The 18,379-nt window shown below is 76.1% G+C and carries 14 protein-coding genes; 5 read left to right on the forward strand and 9 right to left on the reverse strand.

The features are described from left to right. Positions 1 to 3: 3 nt before the first annotated feature. On the reverse strand, positions 4 to 1,602 hold the full coding sequence (serA, locus tag ACI780_RS21000; RefSeq protein ID WP_457005523.1) for a phosphoglycerate dehydrogenase: 1,599 nt from the start codon (positions 1,600 to 1,602) through the stop codon (positions 4 to 6). Between the two features lie 186 nt (positions 1,603 to 1,788). Between serA and ACI780_RS21005 the strand changes: the two genes are divergently transcribed. The 3 genes from ACI780_RS21005 (at position 1,789) to ACI780_RS21015 (ending at position 3,859) form a co-directional block, all read left to right on the forward strand. Beyond that, entirely contained in the window at positions 1,789 to 2,700 is a 912-nt protein-coding gene (locus ACI780_RS21005; RefSeq protein ID WP_457005525.1) for a hypothetical protein, read from the forward strand. A gap of 56 nt (positions 2,701 to 2,756) precedes the next feature. Next, complete coding sequence (locus ACI780_RS21010; RefSeq protein WP_456872403.1) at positions 2,757 to 3,119, forward strand: hypothetical protein; 363 nt, start codon at positions 2,757 to 2,759, stop codon at positions 3,117 to 3,119. Positions 3,120 to 3,238: 119 nt separating this feature from the next. After that, positions 3,239 to 3,859 carry a hypothetical protein gene (locus tag ACI780_RS21015; protein WP_457005527.1) on the forward strand — a complete coding sequence of 207 codons (621 nt, stop codon included), beginning with the start codon at positions 3,239 to 3,241 and terminating at the stop codon, positions 3,857 to 3,859. A 67-nt stretch (positions 3,860 to 3,926) separates the two neighbouring features. Here the strand turns inward: ACI780_RS21015 and ilvC are convergent, their stop codons facing one another. From ilvC to ilvD, 6 genes are all read right to left on the reverse strand, one after another. Continuing rightward, on the reverse strand, positions 3,927 to 4,955 hold the full coding sequence (gene ilvC / locus ACI780_RS21020; RefSeq protein WP_456872401.1) for a ketol-acid reductoisomerase: 1,029 nt from the start codon (positions 4,953 to 4,955) through the stop codon (positions 3,927 to 3,929). A gap of 62 nt (positions 4,956 to 5,017) precedes the next feature. Then, a complete protein-coding gene (ilvN, locus tag ACI780_RS21025; protein WP_089402463.1) occupies positions 5,018 to 5,545 on the reverse strand; it encodes an acetolactate synthase small subunit in 528 nt (175 codons plus the stop codon). Between the two features lie 12 nt (positions 5,546 to 5,557). Next, complete coding sequence (locus ACI780_RS21030) at positions 5,558 to 7,426, reverse strand: acetolactate synthase large subunit (protein WP_457005530.1); 1,869 nt, start codon at positions 7,424 to 7,426, stop codon at positions 5,558 to 5,560. Positions 7,427 to 7,656: 230 nt separating this feature from the next. Then, a complete protein-coding gene (locus tag ACI780_RS21035; RefSeq protein ID WP_457005532.1) occupies positions 7,657 to 10,347 on the reverse strand; it encodes a putative bifunctional diguanylate cyclase/phosphodiesterase in 2,691 nt (896 codons plus the stop codon). Next, on the reverse strand, positions 10,340 to 13,051 hold the full coding sequence (locus ACI780_RS21040; protein ID WP_457005534.1) for a putative bifunctional diguanylate cyclase/phosphodiesterase: 2,712 nt from the start codon (positions 13,049 to 13,051) through the stop codon (positions 10,340 to 10,342). Before ACI780_RS21040 ends, ACI780_RS21035 begins: the two co-directional genes overlap by 8 nt. A gap of 78 nt (positions 13,052 to 13,129) precedes the next feature. Beyond that, on the reverse strand, positions 13,130 to 14,833 hold the full coding sequence (gene ilvD, locus ACI780_RS21045) for a dihydroxy-acid dehydratase (protein WP_457005536.1): 1,704 nt from the start codon (positions 14,831 to 14,833) through the stop codon (positions 13,130 to 13,132). 83 nt (positions 14,834 to 14,916) lie between these two features. On the opposite strand from ilvD, the gene ACI780_RS21050 reads away from it, so the two are divergent. Then, the gene (locus ACI780_RS21050) at positions 14,917 to 15,753 is read left to right on the forward strand and encodes a helix-turn-helix transcriptional regulator (protein ID WP_456872396.1); all 837 of its coding nucleotides are present in this window, start codon (positions 14,917 to 14,919) and stop codon (positions 15,751 to 15,753) included. On the opposite strand, the gene ACI780_RS21055 is transcribed toward ACI780_RS21050, so the two are convergent. Together ACI780_RS21055 and ACI780_RS21060 are read right to left on the reverse strand one after the other, a co-directional pair. Next, a complete protein-coding gene (locus ACI780_RS21055; protein ID WP_456872395.1) occupies positions 15,735 to 16,115 on the reverse strand; it encodes a PH domain-containing protein in 381 nt (126 codons plus the stop codon). The genes ACI780_RS21050 and ACI780_RS21055 overlap by 19 nt on opposite strands. Positions 16,116 to 16,146: 31 nt before the next feature. Then, positions 16,147 to 17,106 (reverse strand): 2-hydroxyacid dehydrogenase, encoded by a 960-nt coding sequence (locus tag ACI780_RS21060; RefSeq protein WP_457005538.1) that lies wholly within the window; start codon positions 17,104 to 17,106, stop codon positions 16,147 to 16,149. A gap of 79 nt (positions 17,107 to 17,185) precedes the next feature. Between ACI780_RS21060 and ACI780_RS21065 the strand changes: the two genes are divergently transcribed. Then, a complete protein-coding gene (locus ACI780_RS21065) occupies positions 17,186 to 18,358 on the forward strand; it encodes a PQQ-dependent sugar dehydrogenase (protein WP_456872393.1) in 1,173 nt (390 codons plus the stop codon). The last annotated feature ends 21 nt before the right edge of the window (positions 18,359 to 18,379 follow it).

An 18,379-nucleotide genomic window follows, 5' to 3' on the forward strand; every position in this document is an offset into this window, starting at 1 on the left:
AGGTCAGCGCGGGTCCAGGTCGGCCGAGCGGGCCTCGCGCGCGCCGATGCGGCCGGCGATGTCGCCGAGCAGCTCCGCCCCGACCGGGCTGTCGACGACGACGGCCATGAGCGCCTCGCCGCCGCGGGTGGTCCGGCTGACCTGCGCGCCGGCGATGTTGATCCCGGCCTCGCCGAGCGCCGCGCCGACGGTGCCCACCACCCCGGGCCGGTCCTGGTAGAGGAAGAACAGCAGGTGACCGGACAGGTCGAGGTCCATGTCGAACCCGTCGACCTCGACCAGCTTGGGCACCTGGTTCTTGCCGAAGAGGGTGCCGGCGACGGCGACCTCGCGGCCGTCGGCCATCACCCCGTGCACCCGCACCAGGTTGCGGTAGTCGGGGCTCTCGACGTCGCTGGTGAGCGACACCTCCAGGCCGCGCTGGGCGGCCAGCAGCGGGGCGTTGACGTAGGTGACCTGCTCCTCGACGACGTCGGAGAACACGCCCCGGAGGACGGCGAGCTGCAGCACCGAGGCGTCGAACTCGGCCAGCTTGCCCCGGACGTCGACGGTGACCGACTGCGCCAGCCCGCCGGCGACGGCGGTGAACACGGTGCCCAGCTGCTCGGCCAGCGGCAGCCCGGGCCGGACGTCCTCGGCGACGACGCCGCCGGCCTGCACGTTGACCGCGTCGGGGACGAACTCGCCCTGCAGCGCCAGGCGCACCGAGTGGGCCACGGCGGTGCCGGCCTTGTCCTGCGCCTCCGTCGTCGAGGCGCCCAGGTGCGGGGTGACGACGGTGGTGGGCAGCCCGAACAGCGGGCTGTCGGTGGTGGGCTCCTGCGCGTAGACGTCGATGCCGGCGGCGCCGACCTGCCCGGAGCGCAGCGCGTCGGCGAGCGCGGCCTCGTCGACCAGCCCGCCGCGGGCGGCGTTGACCAGGATCACGCCGCGCTTGGTGGTGGCCAGCTCCGCGGCGCCGATGAGGCCGAGGGTCTCCGGCGTCCTCGGCAGGTGGATCGTGATGAAGTCCGCCTCCCGGAGCAGCTCCTCCAGCGACACCATGCGCACGCCCAGCCCGGCCGCGCGGCCGGGCTGGATGTAGGGGTCGTAGGCGACCAGCGTGGTGCCGAAGGCGGCCAGCCGCTGGGCGACGAGCTGCCCGATCCGGCCGAGACCGACGATGCCGACGACCTTGTCGGCGACCTCGACGCCGGTGAACCGCGACCGCTCCCAGGTGCCACGGCGCAGCGAGGCGTCGGCGGCCGGGATCTGCCGGGCGGCGGCCAGCAGCAGCGCGACGGCGTGCTCGGCGGCGCTGACGACGTTCGACGTCGGGGCGTTGACCACCATGACGCCGCGCTCGGTGGCCGCGGCGACGTCGACGTTGTCCAGGCCGATGCCGGCGCGGGCGACCACCTTCAGGCCCGGCGCGGCGGCCAGCGCCTCGGCGTCGATCCGCGTCGCGCTGCGGACGAGCACCGCCGCCGCGTCGGCGAGGGCGGGCAGCAGCGCGGACCGGTCGGCGCCGTCGACGTGGCGGATCTCGACCTCGTCGCCGAGGACCTGCAGGACGCTCGGGGCGAGCTCCTCGGCGATCAGGACGACGGGGCGCTGGGTCACGGGACCCCAGCGTAGGGAGGAACGCCGGTCCGGGCCGGTCACGGGCCGGTCACGGGCGGGGAACTTCCCGTCCCAGGGGCCACGACACCCCGCCGACGGGGTAGGACCTGTTTGCCGTCGTCCGGGGCGCCACAGCATCCTGGCGGCCAGCAGCGCCGGCACGGGCCGACGCCTCCGGAGGGGACCATGACCGACTTCAGCAAGGACCAGGGCCAGGGCCGGGACCCCGGGCAGGGTGGCGCCTCGCCGTACGGCGGGCAGGACCAGCCGTACCGCGGGCAGGAGCAGCCGACCGGCTCGTCGCAGTACGACCCGCAGGGGCAGTCGTCCGGCCAGACCCCGGACCAGCCCTCCGGGCAGCAGCCGGGGCCGTACGGCCAGCCCGGGCAGTACACCCAGCCCTACACCCGGCAGCCGCAGCCCCCGCAGCAGGAGTACGGCCAGCAGTACGGGCAGGGCGGCTACGGGCAGCAGTACGGCCAGGAGCAGTACGGCCAGCAGGGGTACGGGCAGCAGGGGTACGCCCAGCAGTACGGGCAGCAGGGCTACGGCACCGAGCAGTACGGCCAGCAGTACGGGCAGCAGTACGGCCAGCCCGGGTACGCCCAGCAGTACGGGCAGGGCGGCGTCCCGGCCAAGCCCGGCAGCGTGGTGACGGCGGTGGTCCTCGGGTTCGTCTTCGGTGCCATCGGCGTGCTGTTCAGCCTGCTGCTGCTGTTCGCCGGAGCGGTGACCAGCAGCGCCGGCAGCGACGTCGAGAACGAGATCCCCGGCTTCGAGGCCGTCGCCGGCGCGCTCGGCGGCGTGCTCCTGGTGTTCGGCCTGCTGGCGCTGATCTGGACGGTCCTGATGATCTGGGGCTCGGTGTGGGCGCTCACCGGGCGCAGCCGCGTGCTGCTGCTCGTGGGCGGCGCGATCGCCCTGGCCGTCACGCTCCTGGGGCTGGTCGGGAACCTCGCCGACTCCCAGACCGCGGGGGCCGGCGGGATCATCACCAGCCTGCTGTTCTTCCTGGGCGCGCTGGCGATCGTCGTCCTGCTGTCCATGAAGCCGGCGGCCGCCTTCTTCGCCGCGCACCGCGCCCGCCGCGGCCGCTGACGGTGGGCGGCGGTCCCGTCCCCGGCCCCGGCAGGCCGGTCCCGCGTCCGGGGCCGGTGGTCGCCGCGGGGGCGCTGGGGCTGCTGCTGGCCGTCTACACGCTGGTGTACGCGCTGCTGCTCTTCTCCGCGGTGTCGATCAGCCCCGGGTACGCCGTGTTCGGCGTCGTCTTCCTCGCCATCTCGGGGCTGGCCGCCGGCGGCTCCGTGCAGACGCTGCGCGGCAGGGGCGGCCGGCTGCTGACGGCCGCCGGTGCGGCGTTCGCGCTGCTCACGACCCTGGGACTGGTCACGGCTCTGGTCAGCGGCGGCGTGGGGCTGCTGCCCGTCGCCCTGCTCGCCGTGGGAATCGCCGTCGCGGTGCTGCCCAACCGGCCGGCGTCGCGGTCCTGGTTCGCCGCCGTGCGCGACCGCCGCTGACCGTCCCCCGGAGGAGGGAGCGGCCGCGCCGCGCGCTCCCCACGGATCGTGTCCCCCGCCCTACACTCCGCCGACCGCCGACCCGGCGCCCGTCCCGTCCAGAGGAGATCCGCAGGCACATGACCAGCCCGAGCTTCGACAAGAACACGCCGCCGGGGGGTCAGCCCGGAGCCGGGGCGCCCGGCCAGCCCTACGGCCAGCAGCCCTACGGCCAGCAGCCCTACGGCCAGCAGCCGTACGGACAGCAGCCCTACGGCCAGCAGGCGTACGGGCAGCAGCCCTACGGCCAGGCGGCGGCGCCCTACGGCGGCTTCGGCGGCCCCTCCCCCTCCGGCGGCCCGGCCGGGCAGCGTCCCGGTCAGGTCACGGCCGCGGCGGTCATCGGTGTCGTCATCGGCGGCCTGGGGTCGCTGTTCGGCCTCCTGGCGCTGCTGGGCATCGGCCTGCTGTTCGCGCTGAGCCCGCTGCTCGGGCTGGTCACCCTCCTGGCGATCGCCACCGCCGTGGTGGTGCTCGTGGGCGGCATCCAGGTGCTCACCGGCAAGGGTCCGCGGCTGCTGCTGCTGGGCAGCTACGCCTCGGTCGGCATCCAGCTGCTGACCCTGGTCGTCTCGCTGGCCGTCGGCGGCGGGTTCGAGTTCTCCGCGCTGCTCGGCTTCCTGCTGCCGGGGCTGATCATCTTCCTGCTGCAGCAGCCGCAGTCGAAGCAGTACTTCGCCTCGCGGGGCCTGTCCTACTGAGCCCCCGGGCCCGGACGCACGACGGCCCCCGCTGCCACGGGCAGCGGGGGCCGTTCGGTGTCCGGGCTCAGCCGCGGTCGGCGGTGCCGGTGTAGTCGTCGGAGGCCGACACCCAGCTCATCAGGCCGCGCAGCTGGCGGCCGGTCTCCTCGATGGGGTGCGCCTCGGCCTCGGCGCGGCGGCGCTTGAAGTCGGGGGCGCCGGCGTCCTGGTCGGCGATGAACTCCGCGGCCCAGGAGCCGTCCTTGATGCGGGCCAGGACGTCCTTCATCGTCTCCTTGACGCGCGCGTCGATCACCCGCGGGCCGGAGGTGTAGTCGCCGTACTCGGCGGTGTCGGACACCGACCAGCGCTGCTTGGCGATGCCGCCCTCGTACATGAGGTCGACGATCAGCTTCAGCTCGTGCAGGCACTCGAAGTAGGCGATCTCGGGCTGGTAGCCGGCCTCGGTCAGCGTCTCGAACCCGGCGGTGACCAGGTGCGACATGCCGCCGCAGAGCACCGCCTGCTCGCCGAACAGGTCGGTCTCGGTCTCCTCGGCGAACGTGGTCCGGATGACGCCGGCGCGGGCGCCGCCGATGGCCTTGGCGTAGGACAGCGCCAGCTGGAGCGCCTCCCCGGTGGCGTCCTGCTCGACGGCGACCAGGCAGGGCACGCCCTTGCCGTTCTCGAACTCCCGGCGGACCAGGTGGCCGGGACCCTTGGGGGCGACCATGGCGACGTCGACACCGGCCGGGGGCTTGACGTAGCCGAACCGGATGTTGAAGCCGTGGCCGAAGAACAGCGCGTCGCCGTCCTGCAGGTTGGGCTCGATGGACTCGGTGTAGAGCGTCCGCTGCACGTGGTCGGGCGCGAGGACCATGACAAGGTCGGCCTCGGCGGCGGCCTCGGCGGGGGTGACCACCCGCAGGCCCTCGGCCTCGGCCTTGGCCCGGCTCCTCGAGCCCTCGGGCAGGCCGACGCGGACGTCGACGCCGGAGTCGCGCAGCGACAGCGCGTGGGCGTGCCCCTGGCTGCCGTAGCCGATGACGGCGACGGTGCGCCCCTGGATGATCGACAGGTCGGCGTCGTCGTCGTAGAAGATCTCGGCGGCCATGCGGTGGTGCTCCTCTGGTGTGGTGCCTTCATCGTGCTGAAGGCCGGTTCGGACGGTCGGGTTCAGGCGCTGCGGTCGACCGGGCGCAAGGTACCGGCGCCGCTCATCGAGCGCGGTCCACGGCCCAGGGCGACGGTGCCCGACTGCGCCATCTCCTTGATCCCCAGCGGGGCGAGGACGGCGAGCAGGGCCTGCAGCTTGTCCGGCGTGCCGGTGGCCTCGAGGGTCACCGTGTCGGTGTTGACGTCGACGACGCGGGCGCGGAACAGCTCGGCGGTCTGCAGCACGGTGGTGCGCTCGGCCAGCGGCGCGCGCACCTTGACCAGCAGCAGCTCGCGCTGCACCGCCGCGCCGCCGTCCAGCTCGACGATCTTGATGACCTCGACCAGCTTGTTCAGCTGCTTGGTCACCTGCTCCAGCGGCGCGGACTCGGCGTCGACGACGATCGTCATCCGCGACAGGTCGGGGTTCTCGGTGGGCCCGACCGCGAGGGACTCGATGTTGAACGCGCGCCGGCTGAACAGCGCCGAGACGCGGGCGAGGACACCGGCCTTGTTCTCGACCAGGACCGACAGGGTGTGGCGGGACATGCGCGTACTCCCTCAGACCTGGTTGTCGCCGAAGACCGGGCGCAGGTCGCGCGCGGCGAGGATGTCGTCGTTGCTGGCGCCCGCGGCGACCATCGGCCACACCTGGGCGTCGGCGCCGACGACGAAGTCGATGACGACGGGGGCGTCGTCGATGGCCATGGCCTTCTCGATGACGGCGTCGACGTCGTCCTTGGTCTCGCAGCGCAGCCCGACGCAGCCGAGCGCCTCGGCGAGGGCGACGAAGTCGGGGATGCGCACCGGCTTCGGCGTGCCGTCGGCGTTGCGCGCGTGCAGCCGCGTGTTCGAGTAGCGGCCCTCGTAGAAGAGGGTCTGCCACTGCCGGACCATGCCGAGGTTGCCGTTGTTGATGACGGCGACCTTGATCGGGATGCCCTCGATGGCGCAGGTGGCCAGCTCCTGGTTGGTCATCTGGAAGCAGCCGTCGCCGTCGATGGCCCAGACGGTGGCCTCGGGGCGGCCGTACTTGGCGCCCATGGCCGCGGGGACGGCGTAGCCCATCGTCCCGGCGCCGCCGCTGTTGAGCCAGGTGCCCGGCTTCTCGTAGCGGATGAACTGCGCGGCCCACATCTGGTGCTGGCCGACGCCGGAGGTGTAGACCGCGTCGGGCCCGGCGATCGCGCCGAGCCGCTCGATGACGTACTGCGGCGACAGCGAGCCGTCCTCGGGCCAGTCGTAGCCCAGCGGGTAGCGGGTGCGCCAGTCGTCGAGCTGGGCCCACCAGGCGGTGAGGTCGGGCCGGCGGCCGGCCTCGTGCTCGGCGCGCAGGGCGCCGACCAGCTCGGCGATCGTCTCCTTGGCGTCCCCGACGATCGGGACGTCGGCCCTGCGGTTCTTGCCGATCTCGGCGGGGTCGATGTCGGCGTGCACGACCAGCGCGCCGGGCGCGAAGGTGGACAGCTTCCCGGTCACCCGGTCGTCGAAGCGGGCGCCGAGGGCGACGAGGACGTCGGCCTTCTGCAGCGCGGTGACCGCGGCGACGGTGCCGTGCATGCCGGGCATGCCCAGGTGCTGCGGCGAGCTGTCGGGGAACGCGCCGCGGGCCATGAGCGTGGTGACGACGGGCGCGCCGGTGAGCGCGGCGAGCTCGGCCAGCTCCCCGGTCGCGCCGGCCTTGAGCACCCCGCCGCCGACGTAGAGGACCGGGCGGCGGGCGCCGGCGATCAGCGTCGCCGCCTCGCGCACCTGCTTGCCGTGCGGGCGGGTGGTCGGCTTGTAGCCGGGCAGGTCCAGCCGCGGCGGCCAGGCGAAGTCGGTGGTGGCCTGCAGGACGTCCTTGGGGATGTCGACCAGGACCGGGCCGGGGCGGCCGGTGGCGGCCAGGTGGAAGGCCTCGGCGATCCGCTGCGGGATCTCCGCGGCGTCGGTCACGAGGAAGTTGTGCTTGGTGATCGGCATCGTGATGCCGCGGATGTCGGCCTCCTGGAAGGCGTCGGTGCCGATCGCGGCGCTGGGCACCTGGCCGGTGATGGCCACGATCGGGACCGAGTCCATGTAGGCGTCGGCCAGCGGGGTGACCAGGTTGGTCGCGCCCGGGCCGGAGGTGGCCATGCAGACGCCGACCCGGCCGGTGGCCTGCGCGTACCCGGTGGCCGCGTGGCCGGCGCCCTGCTCGTGCCGCACCAGGACGTGGTGGACGTGCGAGTCGAACAGCGGGTCGTAGGCCGGCAGGATCGCCCCGCCCGGGATGCCGAAGACCACCTCGACCCCCACGGCCTCCAGCGAGCGGACCAGGCTCTGCGCGCCGGTGATGCCCTGCGCGGGCCGGGCGGCGGACTCGGCGATCGAGCGGGCCGTCGTCTCGACGCCGGTGAGGGCGGCGGCGGCCTCTCGGCTTGCGGACTCACTCGGGGTGGTGGTCATGCGGGGCGTCTCCTGGGCCGGACGTGCGGGGGCGTGCGGTTCGGGTGCCAGCTCGGGCAACAAAAAACCCCTCGTGCCGCGGGCACAGAGGGGGACAGCGCGTCGGTCGGGCGACCGGCGCGCTAGGCGACTACGAGGAGCTGGCAGGCGGAGGGCACGACGACACTGTGCGCCTCCGCCGCCGCGACGTCAACCAGACCGTCCCATCCAGTGGGACCGTGTCGGCCGGTTCATGGGACGGCGACGGGGACCGGGACGGCCCCGGCGAGCGGTGCGGGGTCGAACCCGTCGACGAGCGCGGGCAGCTCGGCGGCCGGCACCGGGCGGCCGATCAGCCAGCCCTGCAGGAAGGCGCAGCCCAGCCGGGTGAGCACCGCCAGCTGCGCCGGGGTCTCGACCCCCTCGGCGACGACGTCCATGCCGAGGGTGCGGCCGAGGTCGACGACGCTGCCCACCAGCGCCGCCCCGCGCGGGTCGGTGTCGATGCCGGAGACGAAGCCGCGGTCCATCTTCAGCACCTGCACGGGCAGCCGCGCCAGGTAGGCCAGCGACGAGTACCCCTTGCCGAAGTCGTCGAGGGAGACGATGCAGCCCAGGGCCGACAGCTCGGCGAGCTCGGCGAGCAGCCGCTCGTCGTCGTCCATGAGGACGCTCTCGGTCACCTCGATCATCAGCAGGTGCGCCGGCAGGCCGGAGCGGTGCAGGGCGCGGGTGACGTCCTCGACCAGGCAGCGGGCCTGCAGGTGGCGCACGGAGATGTTGACGCCGAGCTTGAGGTCGCGGCCGCCGGCCAGCAGCCGGGCGTGCTCGGCGGTCGCCGTCTGCAGCACCCAGCGCTGCAGCGGGACGATCAGCCCGTCCTCCTCGGCCAGGCCGATGAACTCCTCCGGGGACACCGGGCCGAGCTCGGGGTGGTCCCAGCGGACCAGCGCCTCGACGCCGAGGACGCGCTGCTCCACGGTGCCGGCGACGGGCTGGTAGACCAGCCGCAGCTGGCCGCCGGTGATCGCGCCGGGCAGGTCGCGGGCCAGCCGGCTGCGGCGGGCGACCTCCTCGACGAGGGCCTCCCCCGACGCCCGCACGCCGTTCCTGCCCTGCGCCTTGACGGTGCGCAGCGCCAGGTCGGCCTCGCGGACGGTCGCCGAGACGTCGGCACCGGGCAGCACCTCGGTGACGCCGACGCTGGCCGAGACGTGCAGCAGCGGGCCGGCCTCGCCGTGGCGGCGGGTGTGGTCCAGCCGGGCGACCAGCCGCTCGGCGAGGACGAGCGCGTCCTCGGGACCGGCGTCGACGACGAGGGCGAACTCGTCGCCGCCGAGGCGGGCGACCAGGTCACCCGCCCGGGCCTCGGCGCGCAGCGCGTCGGCCACCTCGCACAGCAGCCGGTCCCCCGCGTCGTGGCCGGCGACGTCGTTGACGGCCTTGAAGCCGTCGAGGTCGACCAGCAGCACGCAGGCGCTGCGGCCCCGGCCGGCGCGGTCGAGGGCGGCCTCGAGCGCGGCCATGAACCGGGCCCGGTTGGGCAGGCCGGTCAGCGAGTCGGTGTAGGCCATCCGCTCGAGCTCGCGGTGGGTGGCGCGGCGCTCGGTCACGTCGCGCAGGTGCAGCACCAGGCCGTCGCCGGCGCGCCGGTCGCCGGTGCGGGCGGCCCCGGCGACCTCCACGTCGCGCCAGGTGCCGTCCTCGGTGCGCAGCCGGCCGGTGGCGGGCAGGCCCTCGGGGGTGCCGTCGCGCAGCGCCGCGGCGACCCGGACGAGCAGGTCGTGGTCCTCGGGGTGCAGCAGGTCGGCCAGCGCCCGGCCGCGCAGGTCGACCTCGGCGCGACCGAGCTGGTCCTGCACCGGCCCGGTCGCCGAGGTGATGGTGCCGGTGCCGTCCAGGACCACGGTGACGGCGTCGCCGCTGTGGACCAGCGCGCGGAACCAGCCCTCGGTCCGCTCCAGGCGGCGGGTGAGGCGGGCGGCGTCGAGGGCCCAGCACAGCGTGCGGGCGGAGGTGAGCAGGAGCAGGACGGCGGCACCGGCGGCCTCGGCGGCGGTCAGCGGCCGGCCGGCCACCACGCCGGCGCTCAGGCTGACCAGCGCGGCGGTGGCCGCGACGTGCGCGAGCACCCCGCCGCGCAGCGGCAGCGCGCGGCGCCGCCCGCCCTCCGGGTCGGCCGCGCCGGTGCCGGTGCGGTCGGCGGCGGCCGCGCACAGGACGGCGCCGAGCGCCCCCAGCCAGGCCAGCACGGTGAGCACGCCCCACAGCCGGGCCTGCCCGGCGTCGGGGACGGAGCGGAGGGCGGCGTTGCCGAGCGCCCCCGCGGCCATGGCCGCGAAGGCGGTGAGCAGCCAGCCGGCGGAGCGGCGCCGCCACTCGGACACCGCGGTGACGGTGACCAGCCCGACGCCGCACAGCAGCGCCCCGGCCAGGAGGTGGCCGCGGGTGACCAGGCCCGGCCCCGGCGTGCCGACGGTGCGGACGACGCCGGCGAGCAGGACGCCGACGAGCAGCACCACGGAGGCGGTGACGACCAGGCCGTCGAGCAGCACCCGGCTGCCGAGCCGGCGCTGCGCGCGGGGCGGCAGCAGGCAGAACGCCGCGGCGACGGCGACCGGGCCGGCGAGCAGCGTGGCGAGGCCCCCGGCGCCGCCGGTGACCGGGCCGCCGGCCGGGGCGGTGACGGTGAGCAGCTGGCCCAGGGCCAGCAGGCCGCCGGCGGCGGCCAGCACCCGCCACGGCCGGCCCGGCCGGCCCGGCCGGCGGCCGGCCGACCCGGCGAGGACGGCGGCGACGGTCCCCGCGGCCAGCGCGAGCGCGCCGTGCACGAGCGCGGCGCTCCCGGGGGCACCGGTCAGCTGGACGGTGGTCGCGCCGGCGGCCAGCAGGGCGAGGAGTCCCAGCGCGGCGGGGACAGCGCGCGGGCGCGGGTCAGGCACCGCGGACCACCGGGACCACCCGCGTCTCGTCCCCGTCGGCCGACAGCCCGACCAGGCCGGGCCACAGCGCGCCGGCACCCTCGCTCAGCACCTGCACCAGCTCGGCCGGCGGCAGCGGGCGGGACAGCAGGAAGCCCTGCGCGAAGCCGATGCCCAGGCCGCGCAGCACGCCCAGCTGCGCGGGGGTCTCCACGCCCTCGGCGACGACGTCGAGGCCGAGCGTGCGGCCGATGGTCACCACCGACTCGCACAGCGCGCGGCTCTGCCGGTCGCGGTCGACGCGGGAGACGAAGGCGCGGTCGAGCTTGAGCACGTCGATGGGCAGCCGCACGAGGGTCACCAGCGAGGACGAGCCGGTGCCGAAGTCGTCGAGCGCCACGTGCACGCCCATGAGCCGCAGCGCCTGGATGTCGCCGGCCGCCGGACCGTCGTCGGCGAGCACGGTCTCCTCGGTGATCTCCAGGACCAGCCGCTCGGGCTCCAGGCCGGCGGCCGACAGCGCGGCGGCGACGTCCTCGACCAGGGTGCGGGCGGCGACGTGCGCGGCGGAGATGTTGACGCCCAGCCGCAGCGGCAGGCCCTGCACGAGCGGCAGCGCGGCGGTGACCGTGCAGGCCTCCCGCAGCGCCCAGCGCTGCAGGTCGGCGATGACGCCGGCGCGCTCGGCGACCGGGACGAACTCGCGCGGCGGCACGTCGCCGAGCTCGGGGTGCCGCCAGCGCAGCAGCGCCTCGACGCCGGTGACCCGCTGCTCCTCCATCGACACGATCGGCTGGAAGGCCACCCACATCTCGCCCCGTCCGGCGGCGCCGGCGACGTCCTCCCGCAGCCGGTCGCGGCGGACGGCGGCCGCGCCGAGCGCCGGGGTCCACACGGTGGCGCGGGCCGAGCCGGAGGTGCGGGCGGTGGCCACGGCCAGCTCGGCGCGGGCGGTGAGCTCGGCGACGTCGAGGCCGGGCTCGGCGAGGACGACGCCGACGTCGCCGGTGAGGTCGAAGACGCCCGCGGGCGTGGGCACCGGCTGCTCTACCACCGCCAGGCAGCGGTCGGCGAGCAGGGCGGCGGTGTCGGACGGGCCGGCGGCGAGGACGCCGAACGTGCCGCCGGCGATGCGCGCGACCACCTCGTCGCCGCGGACGGTGGCGCGCAGCCGTCGGCCGAGCTCGACCAGGACGGCGGACACCGTGTCGCGGCCGGCGTCCTCCCGCACGGCGTCGAGTCCGCGGACGTCGACCAGCAGCACGGCCGGCCGGGGTCCGGTCGGCTCGGCGGTCAGGGCGGCGGTCAGCGCGGCCTCCCAGCCGGCCCGGTTGGGCAGGCCGGTGAGCCCGTCGGTGTAGGCGACCTCCTCCAGCGCGCGCTCGCGGGCCTCGCGCTCGGTGACGTCGCGGCAGTGCAGCACGACCACGGCGACGGCGTCGTCGGCACGCAGGTCGGAGACGCTGGCCTCCAGGTGGCGGGTGTCCCCCGCGGCGTCGCGCAGCCGCAGCAGGACCAGCCCGCCGGTGCCGTCGGAGGCGCCGTCGAGGGCGCGGCGAAGCCGGGCGGCGTCCTCGGGGTCCATCGTCCCGGGCCGGCCGGGGGCGCCACCGAGCAGGTCGCGGCCGGCCAGCTCGCCCGGCGCGACACCCAGCAGCTCGGCCAGCGCCGGGGACGCCCAGTCCACGCGCAGCCGGCGGTCGAGGACGAGCACCGCCTCGCGGGTGGAGTGCAGCAGGTTGCGGAAGTAGGCCTCGTCGTGGCGGAGCCGGGCGCTGCGCTGGTGGTCCTCGCGGGCGGTGACCCAGCGGTGCGCCGCCGACAGCGCCACGCACAGCAGCGCGCCGGCGAGGGTGACCCAGGTGGGCCCCGTACCGAGGGCGAGCGACCCGACGACGATGGCGACCACCACGACCAGGGCGAGCTGGGGCAGCACCGACCGCAGCTGGACGGCGGGACCGCTGAGGGGCACGCGGACCGCGTCGGGGTCGGCGGCCGGGCCGGTGTCGAGCGAGCGGGCCAGCACCAGCAGCGCCAGCCCGACGACGACGGCGACGCGGGTGGCCGCGACGACGTCGGGCGCGCCGAGCAGCGCGGCGGAGGTCCCGGCACCGCGGGCGCTGGCGAGCAGGACCAGCGCGCCGAGCAGCACGGCGGCCATGCGCTGGCGGTGGGCCTCCACGGCCCCGAGGACGGTCAGGGCGGCGGCCATGACCGCGCCGGTGGCCACGACGGCGGCACCGAGGACGAGCTGCGCGCCGAGCGAGAGGGCGGTCCAGCTGTTGCCGGGGCCGACCATGAGCACCTGCATGACCACCAGCGCCGCCGCGCCGAAGAGGGCCAGCTCGAGCACCGTGCGGGGGTCGGTGCGGCGCAGGCCCGCGCGCCCGGCCATGCCGAGCAGCGCGGCGACGGTGACGACGTAGCCGGGGACGGTCGGCAGCCAGCGCAGCACGACCTGGTGCAGCACGGTGTCCGGCTGCACCGTCCACGAGACCAGCAGCGCGAGGACGGGGAACAGCGGCGCGAGGGCGAGCAGCCGCCACGGGCGGTCGGCGGCCTCGCCCGAGCGGCTGGCGGCCCACAGCGCGGCCGCCGTCGCGACCCCGGCGAGGCCGGCGACGACGTCCCCGGACAGGTGCAGGGCCGGGTCCACGGCGGCGGCGACGCACACCGCGACGGCCGGCACGGCCGCCGCGAACAGCCACCTCGTCCGTCGGTCCACACCCGGGGTGTCGGCACCCCGGCCGACCGGGGACACCCGCCGGGGCGCCCGCTCACCCCAAGGAGGGGGTGGCGGGCCCTAGCCGCAGATGGCGCCCGAGGCCGCCGAGCCGACGAGCTTGGCGTACTTGCCGAGGACGCCGGTGGTGTAGCGCGGGGGCAGCGGCGCCCAGTCCGCGCGGCGGCGGGCCAGCTCGTCGTCGTCGACCAGCAGGTCCAGCGTGCGGGTGGTGAGGTCCAGGCGCACCGGGTCGCCGTCGCGGACCAGCGCGATCGGGCCGCCCTCGGTGGCCTCCGGCGCGACGTGGCCGATGCACAGGCCGGTGGTGCCGCCGGAGAAGCGGCCGTCGGTGAGCAGCAGGACGTCCTTGCCCAGGCCCGCGCCCTTGATCGCGCCGGTCACGGCGAGCATCTCGCGCATGCCCGGTCCGCCCTTGGGGCCCTCGTAGCGGATGACGACGACGTCGCCGGCCCGCAGCGTGCCCTCGGTGACCGCGTCCATGGCGCCCTGCTCGCCGTCGAAGACGCGGGCGGTGCCCTCGAAGACGTCGCGGTCGAAGCCGGCGGACTTCACCACCGCGCCCTCGGGCGCCAGCGACCCGCGCAGGATCGTCAGCCCGCCGGTCGTGTGGATCGGCTGGGACATGGCGTGGATGATCGCGCCGTCGGGGTCCGGCGGGGCGATCTCGGCGAGGTTCTCGGCCATCGTCCGCCCGGTCACGGTGAGCGTGTCGCCGTGCAGCAGGCCGGCGTCGAGCAGCGCGCGCAGGACCACGGGGACGCCGCCGATGCGGTCGACGTCGGTCATGACGTAGCGGCCGAACGGCTTGACGTCGGCCAGGTGCGGGGTGCGGTCACCGATCCGGTTGAAGTCGTCGAGGGTCAGCTCGACGCCCGCCTCGTGCGCGATCGCCAGCAGGTGCAGCACGGCGTTGGTGGAGCCGCCCAGCGCCATGACCACGGTGATCGCGTTCTCGAACGCCTCGCGGGTCATGATCTGCCGCGCGGTGATCCCCTTCCGCAGCAGGTTGACCACGGCCTCGCCGGAGGCGACGGCGAAGGCGTCGCGGCGGCTGTCCGGCGCCGGCGGTGCGGCGCTGCCGGGCAGCGCCATGCCCAGCGCCTCGGCGACGCTGGCCATGGTGTTGGCGGTGTACATGCCGCCGCAGGAGCCCATGCCGGGGCAGGCGGCGCGCTCGACGGCGCCCAGCTCCTCCTCGGTGATCAGCCCGCGGGCGCAGGCGCCGACCGCCTCGAAGACGTCGATGATCGTGATGTCGTCGCGGTCGCCGAGCCGGCCGGGCAGCGTGGACCCGGAGTAGAGGAAGACGCTGGCGAGGTCGAGTCGCGCGGCGGCCATGAGCATGCCCGGCAGCGACTTGTCGCAGCCGGCGAGCAGCACGGTGCCGTCGAGTCGCTCGGCGAACACCACCGTCTCCACCGAGTCGGCGATGACCTCGCGGCTGACCAGCGAGGCGCGCATGCCTTCGTGGCCCATGGAGATGCCGTCGGAGACGGAGATGGTGCCGAACTCCAGCGGGAAGCCGCCGGCGGCGTGCACGCCCTCCTTGGCGCGCTTGGCCAGCCGGTCCAGCGAGAGGTTGCAGGGGGTGATCTCGTTCCAGGACGAGGCGACGCCGACCTGCGGCTTGTCCCAGTCGTCGTCGCCCATGCCGACCGCGCGCAGCATCGCGCGCGCCGGGGCGCGGGTGATGCCGTCGGTCACCTCCCGGCTGCGGGGCTTGACGTCGGCGGTGGCGCGGGGCTCCTCCACGGTGGTCACGGAACAGCAGGGTAGGCCGGTCGGCGGGGCCGTCCCAGGCGCGCTTGATACTGGTACCGGTACCACCACCGAGGAGGCCGGCCGTGCCCACTCCCGCCCGCCGGGAACTCGCGGAGTTCCTCCGCTCCCGCCGCCGGCAGGTCGACCCGCGGGCCGCCGGGCTGCCGGCGTCCGGGGCGCGCCGGACGCCGGGGCTGCGCCGCGAGGAGGTCGCGCTGCTGTCCGGGGTGAGCCACACCTGGTACACGTGGCTGGAGCAGGGCCGCGACATCCACCCGTCCCGTCAGGTGGTCGACGCGCTGGCCCGCACGCTGCGGATGTCCCCGGCCGAGCACGGCTACGTGCTGGGGCTGACCGGGCACGGCGGCCCCGCCCCGGACGGCACCGCCGGGGGGATGCCCGGGCACGTGCAGCGGCTGCTCGACGCGCTGGGCCCCTCCCCCGCCTACGCCATCACCGCGGACTGGTCGATCGCTGGGTGGAACCGCGCCTACGAGCGCCTCTACCCCGGTGTCGCCCGCGTCCCCGCCGCCGGGCGCAACCTGCTGTGGCTGGTGTTCACCGACCCCGCGGTGCGCGCGCTGCTCGGCGACTGGGCCACCGACAGCCGCCGGTTCCTCGCCCAGTTCCGCGCGGAGGTCGGTCCGCGGCTGGCCGACCCCGCCGTCGTCGACCTGGTGTCCCGGCTGGAGGCGGCCAGCCCGCACTTCCGCGCCGGGTGGGCCAGCCACGACGTCGACCGGTTCAGCTCCGCCGAGCGCCGCTTCGAGCACCCCGAGGTGGGCACGCTGTTCCTGGAGCACCACCAGCTCGCGCCGGCCGACGCCCCCGGCCTGCAGGTCGTCGTCTACACCGCGGCCGAGGGCAGCCGGACCGCCGCCCGGCTGCAGGTGCTCGCCGGTCAGGCCGACGGCGGCTGAGGGACGTCGAAGCGGCCGCCGGACCACCCGGCCAGCCGCGGCAGGTCGCGGGCGCGCAGCACCGGCAGCGGCACCTCGCCGCCCTCGCGGGTGACCAGCCGCAGCCGCGCGTTGCGCCCGACGCGGATGCCGGCCAGGTCGTCCCACGCCACCCGGCGCTGCCCGAGCAGCCCGCGGGTGGTGATGCCGGCGTCGTCGACGTCGACCCCGACCCGCAGCACCCACGCCGCCGCGGCCAGCGGCAGCAGCAGCACGAGTGCGGCGGCGGGCGACGCGGCGGCGAACGGCAGCACGCAGACGGCGAGGAAGACGACGGGCAGCAGCGCGACCTTGCTCAGCCGCAGACGTGCGAGGACAGCCACGTCTGCCGATCATCCCCGCTCGGCCGGCGTCTCAGTACGCGTCGACGACGTCGGCCAGCGGCTCGCCGGCCAGCACCCGCCGCAGCTGGGCGAGGACGGCGGCCTGCGCCCGGGGGCCGGCGTCGGGCACCGTGCCGGCCACGTGCGGGGTCAGCAGCAGCCCGGGCGCCGACCACAGCGGGTGGCCCTCGGGCAGCGGCTCGGGGTCGGTGACGTCGAGGGCGGCGCGCAGCCGGCCGGCGGTGAGCTCGGCGAGCAGGGCGGACGTGTCGACGACGACCCCGCGCGCGGCGTTGACCAGCAGGGCACCGTCGGGCATCGCGGCGAGGAAGGCGGCGTCGACCAGGCCGGTGGTCTCGTCGGTGACCGGCACGAGGACGACCACGACGTCGGCGTGCGGCAGCAGGCCCGGCAGCTCGGCGGTGGCGTGCACGCCGTCGCGGGCGGTCCGCCCGACGTAGGTGAGCTCGACGTCGAAGCCGGACAGCATCGCGCCGACCCGGCGGCCGATGTCGCCCGCGCCGACGACGAGCACCCGCGCCCCGACCAGCGAGGAGAAGGTGCGCGGCGACCACCGCCCGGCGTCCTGCTCGCGCACCAGGTCGGGCAGCCCGCGCTGTGCGGCCAGCGTCGCGGCCACCACCCACTCGGCCGTCGCGGGGGTGTGCGCGCCGCGGGCGTTGGACAGCGCGATGCCGTCGGGCAGCCGGCCGGCGAAGCGCTCGGCGCCGGCGCTGAGCAGCTGCACCAGCCGCAGCCGCGGCAGCGCGTCGAGGAACTCCGGCGGGGGGACCGACCCGCCGAAGGGCGGCACCCAGACCTGCGCCTGCGCGGCCTCCCCGGTCGGCGGGCCGTCGCCGGGGTCGGCGACCAGCGCGCGCACCCGCGGGGACAGCGCGCCGGCGGCGTCGGCCAGCTCGGGGGTGGGGACCAGGACGGTGAGCGTCTCGTCGGGTCCGGCGACGTCGGTACCGCGGATCTCGGGGGCCACGGCACCCGAGACTGGCACCCGCCGCCGCGGGCCGCCCGGTGGCACCGTGGCGCCGGGATCCGCCCGTACTGTGGACCGGGTGAGGCGGCAGCGGGGACGGCGGGCGGCCGGCGCCGCCTGCGCGGTGGCCCTGACCCTGGTCCTCGCCGGCTGCGGCGACGACGGCTACGAGCCGCGCGGGCCGTTCCGGCCGCTGCCCGAGGGCGCCCCTCCGGAGGTCGGCCCGCCCACCGAGTCCTCCCCCGCCCCGGCGCCCGGTGAGCCCGCCGAGCCCGGCTCCGGGCAGACCGCCGGCGACCCCAACGTCGTCGCCACCGACCTGACCGTGCCCACCGGGCTGGTCGTGCTGCCCGACGGCAGCGCGGTGGTCGGCGAGCGGGAGACCGGCCGGCTGCTGCAGGTGTTCCCCGACCGCTCCCCCCCGCGCGAGCTGATGGTGCTGCCGGGGATCGACACCGCCGGCGACGGCGGGCTGCTGGGCCTGGCGCTGTCGCCGACGTTCGACGAGGACGGGCTGTTCTACGCCTACGTCTCGACCGCGACCGACAACCGCGTCGTCCGCTTCCCGATGGGCGGCACGCCCAACCCGGTCTACACCGGCATCCCGCGCGGGGAGACGCACAACGGCGGCGGCCTGCAGTTCGCCCCCGACGGCACGCTCTACGTCGGCACCGGGGACACCGGGAACCCGGCCCTGGCGCAGGACCTGACGTCGCTGGGCGGCAAGGTGCTGCACATCGACGTCTTCGGGCAGCCGGCCAACGCCGCGGGGCCGGTGTTCAGCAGCGGCTTCTCCGACGTCACCGCCGTCTGCCTGACCGGCGACCAGCCGACCGTCGTCTACGCCGTCGACGAGTCCGCGGCCGGGCCCGACGAGCTCAACCGGCTCAGCGAGGGCACCGACCACGGCTGGCCCACCCCCGGTGCCGCGACGGTCCCGCCGGTGCACACGGTCGACAACGGCGCCGGCGGACTGGGCGGGTGCGCCGCCGCCGGCACCACGGTGTTCCTCGGCGCGCTCGACGGGCAGCGGGTCTACGCCGTGCAGGTCGACGGCCAGGGCGGCGTCGTCGAGGTGCCCGAGGAGCTGCTCGGCGGCCGCTACGGGCGGCTGCGCACCGTCGTCCTCGACGGCGAGGGCGCGCTGTGGATCACGACGTCCAACCGGGACGGCGTCGGCACCCCCGCCGAGGACGACGACCGGGTGCTGCGGATCCTCCCGCCGAGCTCGACCGGCTCCAGCCCGGTCTGAGCGGGTGCGCCCGCCGGGCGC

Source organism: Geodermatophilus sp. SYSU D00814, assembly GCF_054050055.1.